The sequence below is a fragment of the Butyricimonas muris genome, from assembly GCF_046365375.1.
GTDB classification, from domain to species: domain Bacteria; phylum Bacteroidota; class Bacteroidia; order Bacteroidales; family Marinifilaceae; genus Butyricimonas; species Butyricimonas muris.
The window spans coordinates 20,195-37,669 of sequence record NZ_JBKEIT010000004.1 but is presented as its reverse complement, the minus strand read 5'-3'; the positions used below and the strand labels follow the sequence as shown (position 1 = coordinate 37,669).

At 43.2% G+C, this 17,475-nt stretch carries 15 protein-coding genes; 5 read left to right on the top strand and 10 right to left on the bottom strand.

Features of this window, described 5'->3' with window-relative positions:
- Positions 1-8: 8 nt before the first annotated feature.
- The 7 genes from fsa to ACK8P8_RS07985 form a co-directional block, all read right to left on the bottom strand.
- Positions 9-665, bottom strand: a complete 657-nt coding sequence (gene fsa / locus ACK8P8_RS08015) for a fructose-6-phosphate aldolase (protein ID WP_027201604.1) — start codon at positions 663-665, stop codon at positions 9-11.
- Positions 666-829: 164 nt separating this feature from the next.
- Positions 830-2,077, bottom strand: a complete 1,248-nt coding sequence (locus tag ACK8P8_RS08010; RefSeq protein WP_099294378.1) for a YeiH family protein — start codon at positions 2,075-2,077, stop codon at positions 830-832.
- Between the two features lie 90 nt (positions 2,078-2,167).
- Positions 2,168-2,548 carry an SRPBCC domain-containing protein gene (locus ACK8P8_RS08005; RefSeq protein WP_099294379.1) on the bottom strand — a complete coding sequence of 127 codons (381 nt, stop codon included), beginning with the start codon at positions 2,546-2,548 and terminating at the stop codon, positions 2,168-2,170.
- Between the two features lie 64 nt (positions 2,549-2,612).
- Entirely contained in the window at positions 2,613-3,206 is a 594-nt protein-coding gene (locus ACK8P8_RS08000; RefSeq protein WP_292269844.1) for an OmpH/Skp family outer membrane protein, read from the bottom strand.
- A 90-nt stretch (positions 3,207-3,296) separates the two neighbouring features.
- Entirely contained in the window at positions 3,297-3,971 is a 675-nt protein-coding gene (locus ACK8P8_RS07995) for a peptidase associated/transthyretin-like domain-containing protein (RefSeq protein ID WP_292269842.1), read from the bottom strand.
- Positions 3,958-4,578: an RNA polymerase sigma factor gene (locus ACK8P8_RS07990; RefSeq protein ID WP_099294385.1), complete on the bottom strand. Its 621-nt coding sequence runs from the start codon at positions 4,576-4,578 to the stop codon at positions 3,958-3,960. The genes ACK8P8_RS07995 and ACK8P8_RS07990 overlap by 14 nt, the downstream gene beginning before the upstream one ends.
- A complete protein-coding gene (locus tag ACK8P8_RS07985; RefSeq protein ID WP_292269839.1) occupies positions 4,569-5,699 on the bottom strand; it encodes a glycosyltransferase in 1,131 nt (376 codons plus the stop codon). Before ACK8P8_RS07985 ends, ACK8P8_RS07990 begins: the two co-directional genes overlap by 10 nt.
- Before the next feature lie 130 nt (positions 5,700-5,829).
- Here ACK8P8_RS07985 and ACK8P8_RS07980 point away from each other — a divergent pair, with 130 nt between their 5' ends.
- Positions 5,830-7,020 (top strand): 6-phosphofructokinase, encoded by a 1,191-nt coding sequence (locus tag ACK8P8_RS07980; protein WP_292269837.1) that lies wholly within the window; start codon positions 5,830-5,832, stop codon positions 7,018-7,020.
- 186 nt (positions 7,021-7,206) lie between these two features.
- Here ACK8P8_RS07980 and ACK8P8_RS07975 read toward each other — a convergent pair whose 3' ends face one another.
- Entirely contained in the window at positions 7,207-7,419 is a 213-nt protein-coding gene (locus ACK8P8_RS07975) for a hypothetical protein (RefSeq protein ID WP_186978663.1), read from the bottom strand.
- A 618-nt stretch (positions 7,420-8,037) separates the two neighbouring features.
- Here ACK8P8_RS07975 and ACK8P8_RS07970 point away from each other — a divergent pair.
- The 4 genes from ACK8P8_RS07970 to lysA all read left to right on the top strand — a co-directional run bounded on the left by ACK8P8_RS07970 (position 8,038) and on the right by lysA (position 13,328).
- The gene (locus tag ACK8P8_RS07970; protein WP_292269834.1) at positions 8,038-9,399 is read left to right on the top strand and encodes a TrpB-like pyridoxal phosphate-dependent enzyme; all 1,362 of its coding nucleotides are present in this window, start codon (positions 8,038-8,040) and stop codon (positions 9,397-9,399) included.
- Between the two features lie 197 nt (positions 9,400-9,596).
- The gene (gene prmA / locus ACK8P8_RS07965) at positions 9,597-10,448 is read left to right on the top strand and encodes a 50S ribosomal protein L11 methyltransferase (protein ID WP_099294395.1); all 852 of its coding nucleotides are present in this window, start codon (positions 9,597-9,599) and stop codon (positions 10,446-10,448) included.
- Between the two features lie 305 nt (positions 10,449-10,753).
- Complete coding sequence (locus ACK8P8_RS07960) at positions 10,754-12,085, top strand: aspartate kinase (RefSeq protein WP_410025739.1); 1,332 nt, start codon at positions 10,754-10,756, stop codon at positions 12,083-12,085.
- A gap of 97 nt (positions 12,086-12,182) precedes the next feature.
- The gene (gene lysA / locus ACK8P8_RS07955) at positions 12,183-13,328 is read left to right on the top strand and encodes a diaminopimelate decarboxylase (protein WP_099294399.1); all 1,146 of its coding nucleotides are present in this window, start codon (positions 12,183-12,185) and stop codon (positions 13,326-13,328) included.
- A 114-nt stretch (positions 13,329-13,442) separates the two neighbouring features.
- Here the strand turns inward: lysA and ACK8P8_RS07950 are convergent, their stop codons facing one another.
- Together ACK8P8_RS07950 and ACK8P8_RS07945 are read right to left on the bottom strand one after the other, a co-directional pair.
- Positions 13,443-16,772, bottom strand: coding sequence for a golvesin C-terminal-like domain-containing protein (locus tag ACK8P8_RS07950; protein WP_410025738.1), 3,330 nt, complete (start codon positions 16,770-16,772; stop codon positions 13,443-13,445).
- Between the two features lie 137 nt (positions 16,773-16,909).
- On the bottom strand, positions 16,910-17,326 hold the full coding sequence (locus ACK8P8_RS07945; RefSeq protein WP_410025737.1) for an immunoglobulin domain-containing protein: 417 nt from the start codon (positions 17,324-17,326) through the stop codon (positions 16,910-16,912).
- Between the last annotated feature and the right edge of the window lie 149 nt (positions 17,327-17,475).

Below are 17,475 nucleotides of genomic sequence, written 5' to 3'. Positions count from 1 at the left end.
TCGCGAATTTATGAATTTACTTTCTTGTGATCTGCCAGAAATGTTGCCAAACCGGAATCTGTCAACGGGTGTTTCAACAATCCTTTGATTGCACTCAACGGACAAGTTGCCACATCAGCACCAGCCTCGATACATTGTATAATATGTTGCGTGTGGCGGATAGAAGCAGCCAAAACCTGCGTATTAAACCCGTAGTAAGCATACATATCCACGATCTTCTCCACCAACTCGATACCGTCGCTACTGATATCATCCAAACGTCCCACGAAAGGCGAAACATACGTGGCACCGGCCTTAGCAGCCAACAATGCCTGTCCCGGAGAGAACACCAACGTGCAATTCGTACGGATACCTTTATTCGTGAAATACTTGATAGCCTTGATTCCGTCAGCAATACAAGGAACTTTTACAACAATATTCGGATGCAAAGCGGCCAGTTCCTCCCCTTCTTTAATCATTCCCTCGTAATCCGTGGCGATTACTTCAGCACTTACATCACCATCCACGATATTGCAAATCTCAACGTAATGTTTTCTACAATTCTCGTCACCTTTAATACCTTCTTTTGCCATTAATGACGGGTTGGTAGTCACTCCATCCAATACTCCCAAGTCATTAGCTTCCCGAATCTGATCAAGATTTGCCGTATCAATAAAAAATTTCATCTTCTATTATTTTTTGCGTTTAACTTCAAAAATTACGGACAAAATTACAAACAATATCGGTAATACAATCATATTTAGTTTATAAAGTTCATAAGGTTCATAAAGTTCATAAAGTTTTTGCTCTTCAACTTTATAAACTTTACAAACCTTATGAACTTTACGAACTATGCTATTAGTCCGAAAAGTATCCAAGCCACTAACAACGTGAACACCACGTTAAAGGCTTGCGCTCCCAAGAAAGCATAAGTAGAACGACGATTTTCTGACGTGATCAGACTCTTGAAATCGGTTTCCAGACCGATAGACATGAAAGCAAGGGCAAACCACATTCCCTGAATATTTTTTAATATAGGCTTTGCTTCAGACACGATCTCCGGGGCCACGAAGAACGAAAAGACAACGGAAGCAGCAACAAATCCCAATACAAATTTGGGAAACCGCAGCCAGATAACCTTTAATGTAGGTTTCTCTTCCGCCACCTCTTTCTTCGAGTACGACCAATATATACTAATCAGAAAAGCGGCAACACCCAAAAGCACATTTTGCGAGAACTTCACGATAGTACTCGTTTGTAACGCCACCTCCCCGTATATGGCTCCCGTCGCTGCCACGGCTCCTGTCGTGTCGATTGTTCCCCCGATCCAAGCACCTGCCATATCTTCCGGCAACCCCATCAGCTTCGCCAGTCCCGGCATAATTAAAATCATAGGGACAGCCACCACCAATACCAGAGATACCACGTAAGACAATTTCTTCTTATCTCCTTTAATCGCACCGGCTGTCGCTACAGCTGCCGAAACACCACAAATAGAAACGGCACTGGAAAGCATCAATGACATCTCTTTATCAATCTTCATCTTTCGACACAACCAGAAGCAGAAGTTCCAAACGGTGAAAACAACCACGCAAGACTGTATCAAACCTAACGAACCGGCTTTCAACAAATCCCCGAAAAGTACGGAAGTTCCCAACAATACCAACCCGATTTTCACGAACAATTCTGAAGAAAGTGATTCCTTCAACCACTTGGGAATAGAAAACACGTTACTGATAAAAAGTCCTATCAAAAGACTGAATATCACGGTTTCGAAACCCCAATCTTTCAGAAACTTATTTCCCCCGACAACCATAGCCAGAAGAGTCAGAAAGAATACCACGGGAAAACTGGCCGCGATCATCTTAAACTTTTTCCCTGCCAACATTCCTGCCAGCAACGCCATGAAAAACATGAAGCAAAAGACAATTAAAGCATGCCCCACGTTATCCAGAGTAAATACCTTATTCATTAATGCATCGGCATCAGGCCAACTGAACGAAGGCCAATGCGGTTTCAATTGAAATACAATCAAAAGGATGATAAACCACCCGACGATAGTAGAAGTCCAATCTTCCGAAATCTTTAACTTGCTCATGCAAAATAATCTATTAGTTAGTGAATAATTTACAAGACAAAATTACTATCCGGATTCGGATGTATAATCCGTATTTTTACTGATTTACGATTAGTACATTTCCAACATACCTTTTATAGAGCCCAAGTAATACTCTTTCCATCCCTCCACGATTTCCTCGAACACGTCATCAGGAATATTCGTGTGTTCCAGTTCTACCTGAGTCTGTTCTCCGACTTTCTTCAGTTTCAACGTCACGATGGAACGTTCTGCCGTATCACCGAAGAACCACTCTTGTACAAGCAGACGATTCGGTTTCACTTCCAGATTTACCCCGCATATATCACCTTCCCACAAGGAAAACACAAATCCTTCTTCCGCTTTCATCTCGGCAGGATAACCACTCCATATCTCTATCTGGAAAGGATTTGTCAACGCAGTGAACACCTCTTCCGAGTCTGCCGCAATATCAACCGTATATTCAAAATTCATTTTCTTTCTATTAGATAAAAGAAAAGGCTGATTTCTCAGCCTTCCCCCGTATATTATTAAACGCTTATTTCTTTTGATATTGGGCATTCAACAAGTTTACCACCTCGTTGGTAATATTAAAACCATCTTGGGCAAACAACACGTTTCCGCCTAAAGTAGTACTTAATATCAACTGATAGCCTCTTGATTTATTATAATCCGTCAAGAAATTTGTAATGGCATCGTACAATTTACGATTGATTTCCATTTGTTCCCGTTGAGCGTTCTCGCTCATCTCCTGTTGCAGTTTTTGCAGATTCTGCTGTTTAATCAACAACTCCGTTTGAGCCTGTTCAGCTCTTTCGCGAGTAAGGAATCCGCCATTCTCTACTTTATGTTGGAACTCGGCAATTTCGCGATCAAGATTTTTTGCTTTCACGTTCAATTCCGTGCGATTCGCTTCGAGTTTTTTCAAAAACGCCTCGTTCAACTCCCTTGATTGAGTATACTTATTAAGCAAAGTATCCATGTTAATGTAGACAATTTTTGCATCCGCGTTTACAGTTGCAACCCCGTCTTGACTGCTCGTACTCTTACTACTCCCGGAGAAATGTAAAATGTATAAAACAATTACGGCAATCAGCAATAACACATTTAATCCTATCGACAAATTCTTCATAAAAACGTAACTTTGATATTAATAAATCGATTCACTGGAAACTCTGCCCACACGTGGCTTGTTTCAAATACAAAGATAATCTTTCTTCTTTTAGTTATCCGATTTTTCTCTTTTTTCTATATAAAAAATTTTCTTTAACAAGTCTATTTCCTGTACTCTTATCACTTTCCCTTTATCCGCCATACGCCGTGACCGCATTAAACCTTTCAACGCCGTGTAAGACTGCGTTCCTATCCCCAGCTTAACATCAACCATGCCTTTCATCTCCACTTTTCGGGCTAAATCGGAGATAACCATCTTCTGGTTCATCTCCCGATCCATCTCTTTCACTGGGCGGGATGCCGCGTTAACAGCACCTTTCATATTATTATGGGCAGTGATCAGATCGGAATCCATCTTGAAATCTTCCATGAAGAAACGGGGCAACACAACGACTTCAGCCAATTGAATAGTATCCCGTACCATGAAAATGCCTAAAAGATAATCATCCTTTTTCAAAGTATCGGAAACAACGATTCGCACGGGTTCAAAACCAACGTGCGAAAAATATAACGTGTCGCCGACCTTTACATGCACGGAAAATCGTCCTTGGTTATCCACACCCCGAACCTCCTGCCCGAAACGATAAATAGCGTCAGGCAGAGGCTGTACGCTATCCCGGTCACAAATCACCCCCGTAACAAATATATCCCGGTCATTCGTGTCTTGCCCCCGTAAACCAAGGCATAAAAAAATCAGAAGGATAAAAAGGCTATGCCCTCTCATTTTCTCTGGCTATTTCCGTGTTCTGCAAAATATTCAGCAACAACTCCCTAGCCCGAAATAATTGAGCTTTCACCGTCCCTAGCGGGATTGCCAGCTCCTGTGCAATTTCTTCGTAAGAATACTCCTCAAAATAACGTAATTCTATCAATTGACGGTAACGGCCTTTCAGCATAGCGACTTTTTCCCGCATGAACTCAGCCCGTTGCTTGCGTATCGTTTCCTCTTCCGGGGTCAGTACGTCAGCCGGCACACTGTTAATATACCCGCGATCGTCAGGATTAATATCATCCTTATCCAAGGAAACAATTTTCGCTTTCTTCTTCCGAATAAAATCAATCGTGTTATTAGAAGCGATTTTAAACAACCAAGTACTGAATGCAAACTGAGGCGAATAGTAATTCAAACTCGCGAAAGCTTTCTCGAATGCCTCGAACATCAAGTCCTCCGCATCTGTTCTGTTATTCACCATCTTCAGTATCATAAAGTACACTGAGTCCTTATACCGCTTAAATAATTCGGCATAGGCTTTTTCATCTCCCGTTATTGCTCTTTTCACGACTTTGTAATCGTAGAGAGCTTTCTCTGACAAGTTGTTATTCAGCTCCATTTCTTTTTATTAAAAAATGAATATCCATTCCAGTACCATCGATAAACAAAACCGACTGTACTAATAATAAACGAAGTTAGGAATAATTTTTTTTGTTTCAGACAAATAGCGCAAATATTTAGCAAAACAAAATCCGTTAAAAATGCTATAATCATTATCGCGGACAAATATACCGGATACACGCCAGTGAAAATCAAATAAATAGAGAGCGCATAAAAAATTAAACGCACTATTATACCTTTATCTATTCCTAATCTCTCCGTCATTGTCAATCTCATCTTACTAGCATAATAATACGATATTTCGTTTACCTCTCCTTTTTTGTCACTTTTATCAATTATCACGTACGTATCCGGACACTTTATTGTTTTAACCATTCCGAACTTCGACAATTCATTAACCATATCATTATCATATCCCAAATACGATTGTGAGTTCTTCGCGAACCCGCGGTTTTTAATGTAATACGATTTTCGGTAAGCCATGTTACATCCATCACCGAAAATATATTTTTTATTTTTTACCAAGACTAACATTTCTAAAAAACGGAGAAAACGGAATGCCCGCCATGTAGTGATATTATGCTCACCCGGGGCGTAATTCGCGTAACCGACAACTACCGCCGTGTTTTCATCAAAATAAGATTGCATAGTCTCCACCCAATGCATCGTGGCAGGACGACAATGTATCTCGGAGAACAACAGAATATCATATTTTGCCGCGAGTACACCTATATTTATGGCCAATTTTTTCGTGAAACGAAATTTCGTGTCGGGAAAAATACGCGTACACCGCAACTCCGGATAATCTTTCTGAATCTCCGCCAACACATCCTGCGTGTCATCCTCCGAACATTCATCCACCACGATAACCTCGTATTTACCATAGGCTTGCATCAAGAAACTAGGCAGATTCCTCCTCAAAGCCTCCGCGTTATTATGAGCGGTAATAATAACGGATACCCCCTCCCCTTCCGGCTTATCAAGCCGTTTATCCTTCCGGGACACGATAATCACCCGTCGAATAATCAAGTACATATATATACATAACAACACGAGCAACGCGATTGCCCCGTACTTCAATATACCCGACTCTTCCCAAAAAACAAGCAAACTCTCCATTTTTCAAATAATATATGTTTTCTCGATAAAAAACGGACAAATATACTGACTTTAATAAGGAAATTAACGTATTAATTAAATTAATTCATGTATATTAGTTCGATTTTACTAACATAAAGCTACTACAATTATGGTACCACAAAAAACAAGAGGAATCATAGGAATACTCACCGGAGGAGGCGATGTTCCCGGCTTGAACCCCGCTATACGGGCGGTAACCATCAGAGCCTTGCGCGAAGGATATAAAGTAATCGGAATACGAAGAGGTTGGGGTGGTCTGATAGACATCGTGCGGGACCCGGAATACGATAACTCCAACAATTTCTTCGAGTTAACCGAAGAAATCGTGAACAGAGCGGGTCGCACGGGGGGTACATTTCTTCACACGTCACGCACGCGGGCTTCACACGTTCCGAGGGCTAACGTGCCGAAACACCTGCAAGAACAATACTCGGACGATATCAATGATTTAACCCCGGAGGTTCTGAAAAATCTCGAATTTATGGGGATAGATTACCTGATACCGATCGGGGGCGACGACACACTGAGTTACGCCGTCCGTCTGAGCAAAGAAAGTGTCAAGGTGGTCGCCATTCCCAAGACAATGGACAATGACGTACCGGGAACCGATTATTGTATCGGTTTCAGCACTTGCATCACCAGAACGATTTCACTCACGCATGACTTGCGCACTTCTGCCGGATCACACGAACGTATTCTCGTGCTGGAAGTATTCGGGCGTTATGCCGGTTTCACCGCCATGCTACCCACGCTGGCAGGTGCGGCCAATCGTTGCGTGATCCCGGAATACGAATTCAATATCGAGCGCCTAACCGAATTACTTTGTGAAGACCGTTTCACGAACCCAAGCAAATACTCGGTAGTCCTCGTGTCGGAAGGGGCTACTTTCTGCGGCGGGAACATGATATTCCAAAGCGAAGAAACAGATATGTTCGGGCACAAGAAGCTGGGAGGCATCGGGAACATGATTTCCGAACAACTCAAGGAACTTACCCCGCAATTCAATCACGGGCAAGTGATCAACACGATAACCCAAAAACTGGGTTATCTTGTACGCTGCGGAGATCCGGACGCGCTTGATTCCATCGTTCCCATGGCATACGGTAACCTTGCACTTGACTTGATAAATAAAGGATTGCACGGGCGACTGGTTATCCTGCGTAACGGACGCTATGACAACGCTCCCATCGAAATCGTGACCAGCAGCAAGAAACTCGTGGATGTCCAGAAATTCTACAACACGGACAGACTACGTCCCAAATACAACAGTTTCGAATTTATGCCACAAATGATACTATGAAGGAGGTGTGTTTTGACACCCCTCCAGTCTGTAATGTCCATAAAGTCGAGCCTTCGGCTCCTAAAGTCTGTAAAGTCCATGATTTATAACATAATGATATAAATCAATTCTTTCGATACATTTGACCTTACGACATTATGGACTTTCAGACCTTATGGACGAGAGGGGGTGTTTCGCCCCCCTCCTTTACTTTTTCACTTTCACCGCGGTAGAATCAGGTGCAATACTATCCACCTCCACGACTACCTCCGACTCCTCGATGACAGCGCCTGCCGGTTGCTGGGCTTGATTACCCGATTGTACCTTACTCTTCTGGCTATTCCCGCAAGAAGCCAATGCCAATCCGGCAACAATAGTCACCATGCAAATCCATCCAATTCTTCCAAAAGTTCTCATCATAATTAATTTTAGTTTAGCTAGAATACAATAATAAATACTACGAGCATAATTGACAATATGTTACAAAAATAAGGTGGGTAACCATCACGGCCCCACCTTGACAAATTTAGAATTTTCAAAAATTGTTACGGAAAACATAACAATATCTTACTTGCATCGTTTAAACTAACAAAAGAAATGCCTCCGGCTTCTTATTAAACTAAGATCCCACTCCGAATTTAATAAAACGTGCATAGCACACCGGAGGCAATCTCTTCTGTGCAATACACGTTCATTTATCTTAATTCGAGTGGGATGCTGCAAATGTAAGCAATTAATTCCATAAACGGCAATAGTGAAGCGTTATTTTCGTGAAAGAATTAATACCTGACAACATTATTTTTTACTTTGAATTTGGAAAAAAGAAAATCAATGCCTAGTTTTGTACCGATCAAAGAGAAAGAAAGATTATGATATACAATCAACACATAGCCCTTACTTGGTGGTGGCACCTCTTTAAACTTCATAGTAAACAATGAGGTTATGTGATTGTATTGCATAATTGAAGATATAGAAAGAGCCTATTGTTTACTAGCAATAGGCTCTCTTCTTTTTTATTCACTATTAAAATCAGAAAACATGAAACAGATCAAGAAAATCCTGCTCACGGAGCAAGAAATGCCGACAACATGGTATAACATCGCGGCCGACATGCCGAACAAGCCTCTCCCCCCGCTTCACCCGGGCACGAAACAACCGTTGAAGCCGGAAGACCTTTACCCGCTGTTTGCCGAAGAACTGGCAAAACAAGAATTTTCCACGGAACGGTATATCGAGATCCCCGACGAAGTACAAGACTTGTACAAAATCTGGAGATCAACCCCTCTCGTGCGGGCTTACGCGTTGGAAAAAGCTCTCGACACCCCGGCAAAAATCTATTTCAAAAACGAGGGAACGAGTCCTGCCGGTTCACACAAACCGAACACGGCAATCGCTCAAGCCTATTACAATTATAAACAGGGAATCAAACGAATCACCACGGAAACCGGTGGCGGACAATGGGGTACGGCACTCAGTTTTGCCTGCCAGCATTTCGGTCTGGACCTGAAAGTCTTCATGGTCAAGGTCAGCTACAACCAGAAACCCTACCGCAAACTCATGATGAACACGTGGGGTTCCGACGTGATCCCCTCCCCGAGCGAACTGACGGCAGCCGGAAGAAAGATATTGAGTGAATTTCCCGATTCCCCCGGCAGCTTGGGAATAGCCATTTCCGAAGCCGTTGAATTAGCCGCGCAAGACCCGCTGACGAATTACTCCCTCGGAAGCGTGTTGAACCACGTGTTGTTACACCAGACAATCATCGGAGAGGAAGCACTGTTACAAATGGAGAAAGCGGGAGATGAACCGGATATCGTGATCGGTTGCTTTGGCGGCGGCTCTAACTTCGCCGGAATCAGTTTTCCCTTTATCCGTCGCAACTTGAAAGAAGGTAAACACACCCGGGTTATCGCCGTGGAACCTCAATCCTGCCCGAAACTCACTCGCGGAGAATTCCAGTATGACTTCGGCGACACGGTCGGTCTCACGCCATTACTCCCCATGTACACGCTGGGACACGACTTCCAGCCGGCAAGTATTCACGCGGGTGGCCTGCGTTATCACGGCGCGGGAGTTCTGGTCAGTCAATTATTGAAAGATCAACTCATGGAAGCCGTCGCGATACCCCAACTGGAAACATTCGAGGCAGGAATCCTGTTCGCTAAAACCGAAGGCATCATTCCCGCACCGGAATCCACCCATGCCATCGCCCAAGCTATTCGCGAAGCAAAAATCGCCAAGGAAGAAGGGAAAGCTAAAACAATCCTTTTCAACCTATCCGGACACGGAATGATCGATTTATTCGCTTACGAGCAATACCTTGGAGGTAACTTGCAAAATTTCGAACTTTCAGATCAGGAGATCGCTCAATCGTTGAATAAACTGGAGAAACTCATGTGAAGAGCAAATAAGTCCGTAAAGCCTATAAGGTCCATAAGGTCAAAAGTCCATTGCCCCCACGGGGCGTTTTGTTCACGATAGCAGAACTGTCGGTGAAATCGTCCGGAGGGCACCATGACTTTGCAGACCTTATAGACTTTATGGACCTTACGGACTTTTGACTATTTTTTGCTACATTTGCAAAAAAATCAGATAGCATGTTTTATACAGAACTTACTTTCCATATCACTCCCCACGTGGAGGACATTGCCGATGCACTCATCGCCGAATTAGGCAACCTCGGCTACGACAGTTTCTCGTACACGGACGACGGTTTCAAAGCCTACATCCCATCAAAAGATTTCAAGCCGGAACAAGTTGAAGAAATGGAAATCCTCTCTTTCTTCCGCTCTCTGTACACCATTACATGGGAGAAAGCCGAAATCGAGAACCAAGACTGGAACAAAATATGGGAAGAAAACTTCACCCCCATACTCGTTCAAGATCGTATTCTGGTGCGGGCGGGTTTCCACCCCTCGATTGATAACATCGAACACGAAATCATCATCGACCCGAAAATGAGTTTCGGTACCGGACACCACGCCACCACGGCACTGATGCTGGAAAACATACTTGACATGAAACCCGAATTCAAGGGGAAAAAAGTACTCGACATGGGGTGCGGCACGGGAATCCTGTCTATTATGGCGGCACAAGCCGGGGCGACCACCCTCACCGGAATCGACATCGACGAGTGGGCTTATAACAATGCCATGGAGAACATCGCCACCAACAACGTGCAAAACATCCGTGTACTGATCGGTGACGCCGCTCTATTGGACGGCAAAGAACGTTACGACATCATCCTTGCCAACATCAACCGCAACATCCTGCTCAACGACATGCACGCCTACGTGAATGTATTGAACCCGAACGGTTACCTCATCATGAGCGGATTCTACACGGAAGATATCCCCATGATCCGGGACAAAGCTGAAAGTCTGGGACTCAAATATCAATCCCACAAGATAAAAGACAACTGGACGGCTGTTATCTTCCATAACCTGTAACTCTGCAACGTGGCAAAACCACTTGAGGATACGGCGTTAAAAAAATGAATGCCGTTTCCCCAATCGTTAATATTTTAACAAGGTCTTGTTTTTTCAAATTCTATATGCAATATTTGCATCGTGAAAACACAAAAGTAGTATGATGACTCAAAATACAAACAAATATAAACATATGATGATGTGCATGCAAAGGCTCTTTGCAGGCTAACGTACTGTTGTGAAAAAAACTGACGAAGAAGCCTGTGTGATTACACGGGCTTTTTTCATGCGAAAAAAATGAACGGATAAAACAAAAATAAAACATTATGAATGTACTGAAATTTGGAGGCACCTCTGTCGGTAGCGCTCCGCGAATCAAAGAAGTGGCACAACTCATCTCGGACGAGCAACCCAAAATCGTGGTACTCTCCGCCATGTCGGGAACCACCAACACGCTGGTTGACATCACGAACAACCTCTACCGGAACGATCGTCAGGAAGCCCTGACCGCGATACAGAATCTGGAACTCGATTACCTGATGACCATTAGCGAACTCTACGACACGGAGGATTACAAGCACAAGGGACAGGAATTCGTGCAAACCATCTTCACCTATCTCCGTTCCTTTATTAATAAAGACTTTTATCCCCTGCAAGAGAAAGCCGTCGTGGCACAGGGAGAAATCATCTCCACCACCCTCATGCACTACTACCTGCAAGAACAAGGCATCCCCTCGACATTACTCTCCGCCCTCGACTTCATGCGTATCGACAAGGATTGCGAGCCGGATTATTTCTACATCGAACAAAACTTGAAGCGCCTGCTTTCCAACCCGACCACCGAACGCATCATCATCACCCAAGGATTCATCTGTCGCAACGCCTACGGGGAAATCGATAATTTAAAAAGAGGAGGCAGTGACTACTCCGCCGCCTTGATCGGGGCTGCCGTCAATGCCGGCGAGATACAGATATGGACAGACATCGACGGTGTACACAACAACGATCCCCGTTACGTGAAAAACACCCAACCACTCCGGAGCCTCTCTTTCGACGAAGCGGCGGAATTGGCGTACTTCGGGGCAAAAATCCTGCACCCGTCAAGTATACAACCGGCAAAAAGGGCAAACATCCCCGTCCGCATGAAAAACACAATGAACCCCGGTGACGAGGGAACCCTGATCACCAAAGAAAGTCCGGTACGAAACTTCAAGGCTGTCGCCGCCAAAGACGGGATTACCGCTATCAAGGTAAAATCCAGCAACATGCTTCTGGCATACGGCTTCGTTCGCAAAGTATTCGAGATATTCGAGTCATGGAAAACACCGATTGACATGATAGCTACCTCCGAAGTAGCCATCTCGCTAACCATCGACAATACCTGCCATCTGGAAGATATCAAAAAAGATTTGACCAAATACGGGACAATCGAGGTAGAAGAAAACCTGTCCATCATCTGCATCGTCGGTGACTGCTCCATCAACAACAACGGCCTCGCCGCCCAAGCCCTCACCGCTCTGCAAGACATCCCGTTACACATGATCTCCTACGGGGCAAGCGAACACAGCATCTCCCTGCTCGTTAAACAGGAAGACAAACAACGTGCCTTACAAGACCTTAGCGAGAGATTATTTAATAATGAGTCCATAAAGTCATAAAGTCCATAAGGTCATAAAGTCGAAAATAGACCTTATGGACTTTACGGACCTTATAGACTTTATAGACGACCATTTAATCTTATAAACCTAATTGAAAATGAATATAGAAACCGTCAAAACATTTCAATCTTTAAAAACACCATTCTATTATTACGACACCGCACTTTTGCGGGCAACCCTCCAATCCGCGACACAAGAGGCCAACCGCCACGGTTTCCATTTACACTATGCCGTGAAAGCCAATGCCAACCCTAGAATACTTGAAATCATCCAAGATTATGGAATAGGAGCCGATTGTGTCAGCGGCAACGAAGTTGCCCGAGCCGTTGAATACGGCTTCCATCCCGACCGGATCGTGTATGCCGGGGTAGGCAAAAGTGATGATGAAATCCGACTCGCACTGGAAAAAGACATATTCTGCTTTAACTGCGAATCACTGCCGGAAATAGAGGTAATCAACACGCTCGCCGGGGAACTCGGCAAAAAAGCATCTATCGCCCTTCGCGTCAACCCGAACGTGGACGCCCACACGCACCATTACATCACCACGGGAATAGAAGAAAACAAATTCGGCTTCTACCTTTATGACTTGGAGCACGCCATCGCCGTCTGCCGGGAATTAGAAAACATCCGTCTTATCGGGTTACATTTCCACATCGGTTCCCAAATCACCGACCTCACCGTGTTCCGAGGACTTTGCCTGCGGGTAAACGAAATACAGGCTCGTCTGAAAGAACAGGGTATTATCCTCCCCCACGTCAATTTCGGAGGCGGCTTGGGTATCAATTACGACTGCCCCTCCTGCGGGTTAATCCCGGACTTCGCTTCTTATTTCCAGACATTCGCCGATTTCTTCGAAGCCCAACCCGGACAGCAACTGCATTTCGAGTTGGGACGCTCTCTCGTGGGACAATGCGGCTCACTCGTTTCCCGCGTACTCTACGTGAAAGAAGGCAAGCACAAAAAATTCGTGATACTCGACGCCGGAATGAACGACCTCCTGCGTCCCGCCCTTTACCAAGCATTCCATCGCATCGAAAACCTCACCTCCATACAACCGTACGAAAAATACGATATCGTGGGCCCGATATGCGAATCCTCCGACTGCTTCGGCAAAGACCGGGAACTCCCCGCCACCCGACGAGGCGACCTCATCGCCATCCGCTCCTGCGGAGCCTACGGCGAAGTCATGGCCTCCCGGTACAACTTACGGGATTTACCCGGCTCTTTCTTTCCGGAATAAACCAAGCAAAAAAGGATATTGTTGAAAAGACACAAATTAAACTACCGAGAATTTCTCGGTAGTTACTGCCACTAGAAAAATATCACATACCCGATTTCGACAAATTCAATACATTCAATCCTGACTAACCCATTTCACGGCATCAGCAACGATCTCTTGCGGGTATTTATATGCACCTTTATCATTCTTTCTATCCTTGTCACTTAGGGTCACTTTCACCTTTTTAGTAAAATCAAATACCCCTAAAGATATCCAACCCACCTCATCCGCGTTTACAAAAGCAACAACTTCATGCTCGCCTTTCTCGTCGGAAAGGACATAATGGAATTCTTGTTTCGGATCTTTCCTTATATCATTAGGCTTCGTGTGATAAAAAAACACTTCATATTTACCTTCCTGAGGTAACACGGTACTCCACTCCACTTTTTGTTCTCCGGAACCGGCTCTTTTACCGTATGCACTTCGTATTGGATTACCATAAAAATGTTCATTCATAGAAGGCAACCATTTCTCACGTTGTGAAAATCGTTTGTAATATTTTTTACGGTTTTCTTCATCTCCCCGAAATAAAGATAAAATATTAAATCCCTTTGCTTGCACTACTCTGAAGCCAGCATCTTCATTATCAATAACAATCTCATTCTTACTCGGGAAAAAGGCAGACGAATCTATTCTGAAAACACCTGCTACAGTATCCATTGACACATCATTCAAACTCTCCAACTCTAATGATAACATCGCGGGAAGATTTTGAGCCAGAGGCATCCCCACATAAAAAGGAGCATAATAATTATGATAGGCATCCTTACGATTACGAGCCTTGATCTCCCGTCCCTCGTGAGGAGGAATAACCCATCCTTGATAATCACTTGTCACAATAACCCCCGGCACATCACCTCTATTAAAAACCTTAAAGCTATACAACATATCCGGCAGATACGATGTTTTCTTTAATTCTACTGCCCGCACGTCTCGAATCTCAAACAAAGGCAATTTATCGGTATTGTACCAACTCTCCACCAGTGAATCCAACCTAACACCAAAAGACTTATAGAATTGTTGACAAAATTCTTCAAGAGTAGTCTCTTTAAAAAGATGATCCCCCAAAAATTCGTGATAAAACCGGCGATACTGTATCTCATTTACATGTAACATGATATACATGTATAACTCTTCGCTTTTTTTGCGCATAATATTTTTAAACTCATCCGGCGATAATGACCTGTCAGTTAACGCGGTTCTTAAACTATTCCCGTTCAAGTATTCCACTATCGGATAATCCACTGCCCCATGATAAAATGTATTAAAACCATCACGAGCCATGTAGGCAAAAATATCATTCATAATTGGACATTCACTAGAAAAAATGGAAGTCGTTCTTCCTATAAGTGCAGGTCGTATATTACAATTCCCTTCTCCTAATATCATGTGAATATCCCCTCTCAGACGAATCATCAAATCCTCCTCTTCACCCCGATCGTTGAAACTCTTATGCCGATAACCTTTTATGGTATACAATTTTTCCGGCATAAACACCATTCCTCCCTGCTCTCGCTCTCCTGTCAACTGCGTCAAACTTGGAAAACAACTAAAATTACAAGGAACCTCCACAAGAACGAGCCAACGATATGGATAGTGTTGCCTGGGATCAAAAGGCCTTCTAGCGTAGACTATATCGAGTATTTCCGAATACTCCCGCGTGCCATCATCCATTTCATTCACAACTGCCCATTCTTCTTTTGTTAAATTCTCGGGATATGCTATACATTCATGCTCTAATTCCTTTTTTATTGTTAACAATCTCTTCGCCAGAGTATCTTTCGGTACATTGTACCCATCCAAAAGATAGTCGTGATCAGGAAGAAAGTACAAGGTCACGCGAGTGGAATCCACCATAATCTCATGTTCTTCATAATTCCCTATACACAAGCTAACACCCGGAACATCATGCCCGAACCGGAATAATGCTTCTCCCTCGCCCTTCTCGATAATATTTCCTTGCGAAATTGCCGTTAACCGAGGATCATGTTCAACCTTTAACGAGTATCGGGTAAAGCTTATATTTCTGCTGCCGGATAAATGATACGGCGGCACGCACACGGGATACCATATACACTCCGGCGTGAGCAACTTGTACTCTTTCCCGCAAAAAGCCGGCGTGTTTCCAAAATAATATATACCAAGAGCGTTCACGCCGGGTGAATTATATTCTTCGGGAGCTACATCCAGGAAACATATCTCGTTTTCAATATTCCCCTCGTAATGAATCGAAACATCATAAGTTTCCGAGGGGAACAACTCTTTATTTGACACGAGTATCTGGTGCTCTCTCCGAAAAACAACCGATTCCCCGTTGACTTCAAATGAAGTAATTTTTAAGCCCGGGTTCAAGTACATGATCAAGGGTATACTGTCTGAAGAGCCGTTCATGATCTTCATCCGGCTATTCACCGAAATACCGCCATTCTCTAGCTCCTTCAGGTGCAAATCTTGCCGGATAATCTTTGCTCCGGGATATTGGTCATAATCATCGTACACCCGCTTATAAGTTTCCCGACAATCACTGACCGTCACGTGTCGAAGATGATAAACGAACACCAATCCTCCGGCAAACACGAATAAAACGCAGGCAATACCAAGACACTTACGAAACACAAGCGCATGATTCGGGATTCTCGCGTAAGGAATAATCGATAAAACCAAGAACCCTGCGCCAATCAAAAAAACACTTCCCCTTTGTAACAAATAGTTCCCGAGATTCACGTGTCCCGTGAAATCCGAAAACATATTTGGTATATATCGGGCGCAAGGATCGAATACACCATTCCAAAAACCGGCTCCAAAGAAAGTCACACCACCGAAAAACAAGAGCAATACAAGAATAATTATACCCCGATTACGAACAAGCCGCATCACGAAACAAGAAATCCCAAGAAAATAAACCGATACGGGAAGTGTTAGCGTGAGCCAATAAAAAAAATAATTGGACAAATCGAAAGAATTGGAATACAAGACTAAATTTATAAGGATTGACGTTGCAAAAGAAATCCAATTCAATATCGTTACCGTCAACAACTTTCCCAAAAAATTCCCGAACACTATTTCGCTATTCCCTTGTGGGCGAGCGGACAACGCGCTCTTCGCTCCCTCTTCAAGCACCACCGAATCACCAGCAGCAAAACACGCTATCAGAAGTAACTGAATAATATTAAAATAATAGGCACTTTTAAAAGCAATGGATGAAGATAGAGCCTGTGAAGTCCAATCCATATAAAACTGGAACAAATTATTTATCGAGACCGTACCACCTTCTCTTGACAAAAAAGTATACTGATAAACAACAAGTCCTACGATTGCCAAAACGACAAACACTTGGAACAAAATACTCCTTCGCACACGTTTAAACTCGTACAGAGCCTCAATAACAATATTGTTCTTATCCATTATATCTAATTTACCCCAATCTAAAAATGGCAAAAAACAGTTTTAAACATCAAAAAGGATTGCCTCAAATATAGTACTAAAACAACCTTCTTCGAATACTCTCGTTGAGAGCAGAACTAACCTCATAGAATATCATACTATTCGGTTATTTCCACCACGTAGGTCACCGATACACTCCCAAGGGGATTTGTCAAAACTATAGTATATTTACCTGAATCCTCTAATTCTACTTCCTCTATTTCAACAACCACTTCGCCTGCACCAAAAGCGCCCGTATGCCTGATACGATATATCAAAGAATTTACAATTTGTATACCATCCTTATAAACCTCACAAGTGGGCATTGGATACCCCGAATATTTAACACCAAATCTTATATTTTGACCAACTTTACCTGTAACCTTACCCGAATGAGAATAATCATACATCCTAGGTGCAAAAGGAATAATTTCTACCTCTTTTGCATTTTTTTGAATGTTTGGTGCTTTTACTTCTTCGCTATAAAATCCCGTAAGGAACACAAACGCCAACATTAATAATAATAATCTTTTCATAATTTGAAATATTTAAGTTAGCATATTTACAAATATAAGAAATTAAATTGCTAATCATGGCGTTTTTACTAAAATTTTATTTAATAATTGTCGCAGAGACCATTTTTGAAACGACATTGTTAAATGTGATTGTTAATGAAACTCATAAA

Excerpts from the sequence above, each read along its gene's own strand:
- fsa (WP_027201604.1), bottom strand. The coding sequence starts at position 665 with ATGAAATTTTTTATTGATACGGCAAATCTTGATCAGATTCGGGAAGCT.
- ACK8P8_RS08010 (WP_099294378.1), bottom strand. The coding sequence starts at position 2,077 with ATGAGCAAGTTAAAGATTTCGGAAGATTGGACTTCTACTATCGTCGGG.
- ACK8P8_RS08005 (WP_099294379.1), bottom strand. The coding sequence starts at position 2,548 with ATGAATTTTGAATATACGGTTGATATTGCGGCAGACTCGGAAGAGGTG.
- ACK8P8_RS08000 (WP_292269844.1), bottom strand. The coding sequence starts at position 3,206 with ATGAAGAATTTGTCGATAGGATTAAATGTGTTATTGCTGATTGCCGTA.
- ACK8P8_RS07995 (WP_292269842.1), bottom strand. The coding sequence starts at position 3,971 with ATGAGAGGGCATAGCCTTTTTATCCTTCTGATTTTTTTATGCCTTGGT.
- ACK8P8_RS07990 (WP_099294385.1), bottom strand. The coding sequence starts at position 4,578 with ATGGAGCTGAATAACAACTTGTCAGAGAAAGCTCTCTACGATTACAAA.
- ACK8P8_RS07985 (WP_292269839.1), bottom strand. The coding sequence starts at position 5,699 with ATGGAGAGTTTGCTTGTTTTTTGGGAAGAGTCGGGTATATTGAAGTAC.
- ACK8P8_RS07980 (WP_292269837.1), top strand. The coding sequence starts at position 5,830 with ATGGTACCACAAAAAACAAGAGGAATCATAGGAATACTCACCGGAGGA.
- ACK8P8_RS07975 (WP_186978663.1), bottom strand. The coding sequence starts at position 7,419 with ATGATGAGAACTTTTGGAAGAATTGGATGGATTTGCATGGTGACTATT.
- ACK8P8_RS07970 (WP_292269834.1), top strand. The coding sequence starts at position 8,038 with ATGAAACAGATCAAGAAAATCCTGCTCACGGAGCAAGAAATGCCGACA.
- prmA (WP_099294395.1), top strand. The coding sequence starts at position 9,597 with ATGTTTTATACAGAACTTACTTTCCATATCACTCCCCACGTGGAGGAC.
- ACK8P8_RS07960 (WP_410025739.1), top strand. The coding sequence starts at position 10,754 with ATGAATGTACTGAAATTTGGAGGCACCTCTGTCGGTAGCGCTCCGCGA.
- lysA (WP_099294399.1), top strand. The coding sequence starts at position 12,183 with ATGAATATAGAAACCGTCAAAACATTTCAATCTTTAAAAACACCATTC.
- ACK8P8_RS07950 (WP_410025738.1), bottom strand. The coding sequence starts at position 16,772 with ATGGATAAGAACAATATTGTTATTGAGGCTCTGTACGAGTTTAAACGT.
- ACK8P8_RS07945 (WP_410025737.1), bottom strand. The coding sequence starts at position 17,326 with ATGAAAAGATTATTATTATTAATGTTGGCGTTTGTGTTCCTTACGGGA.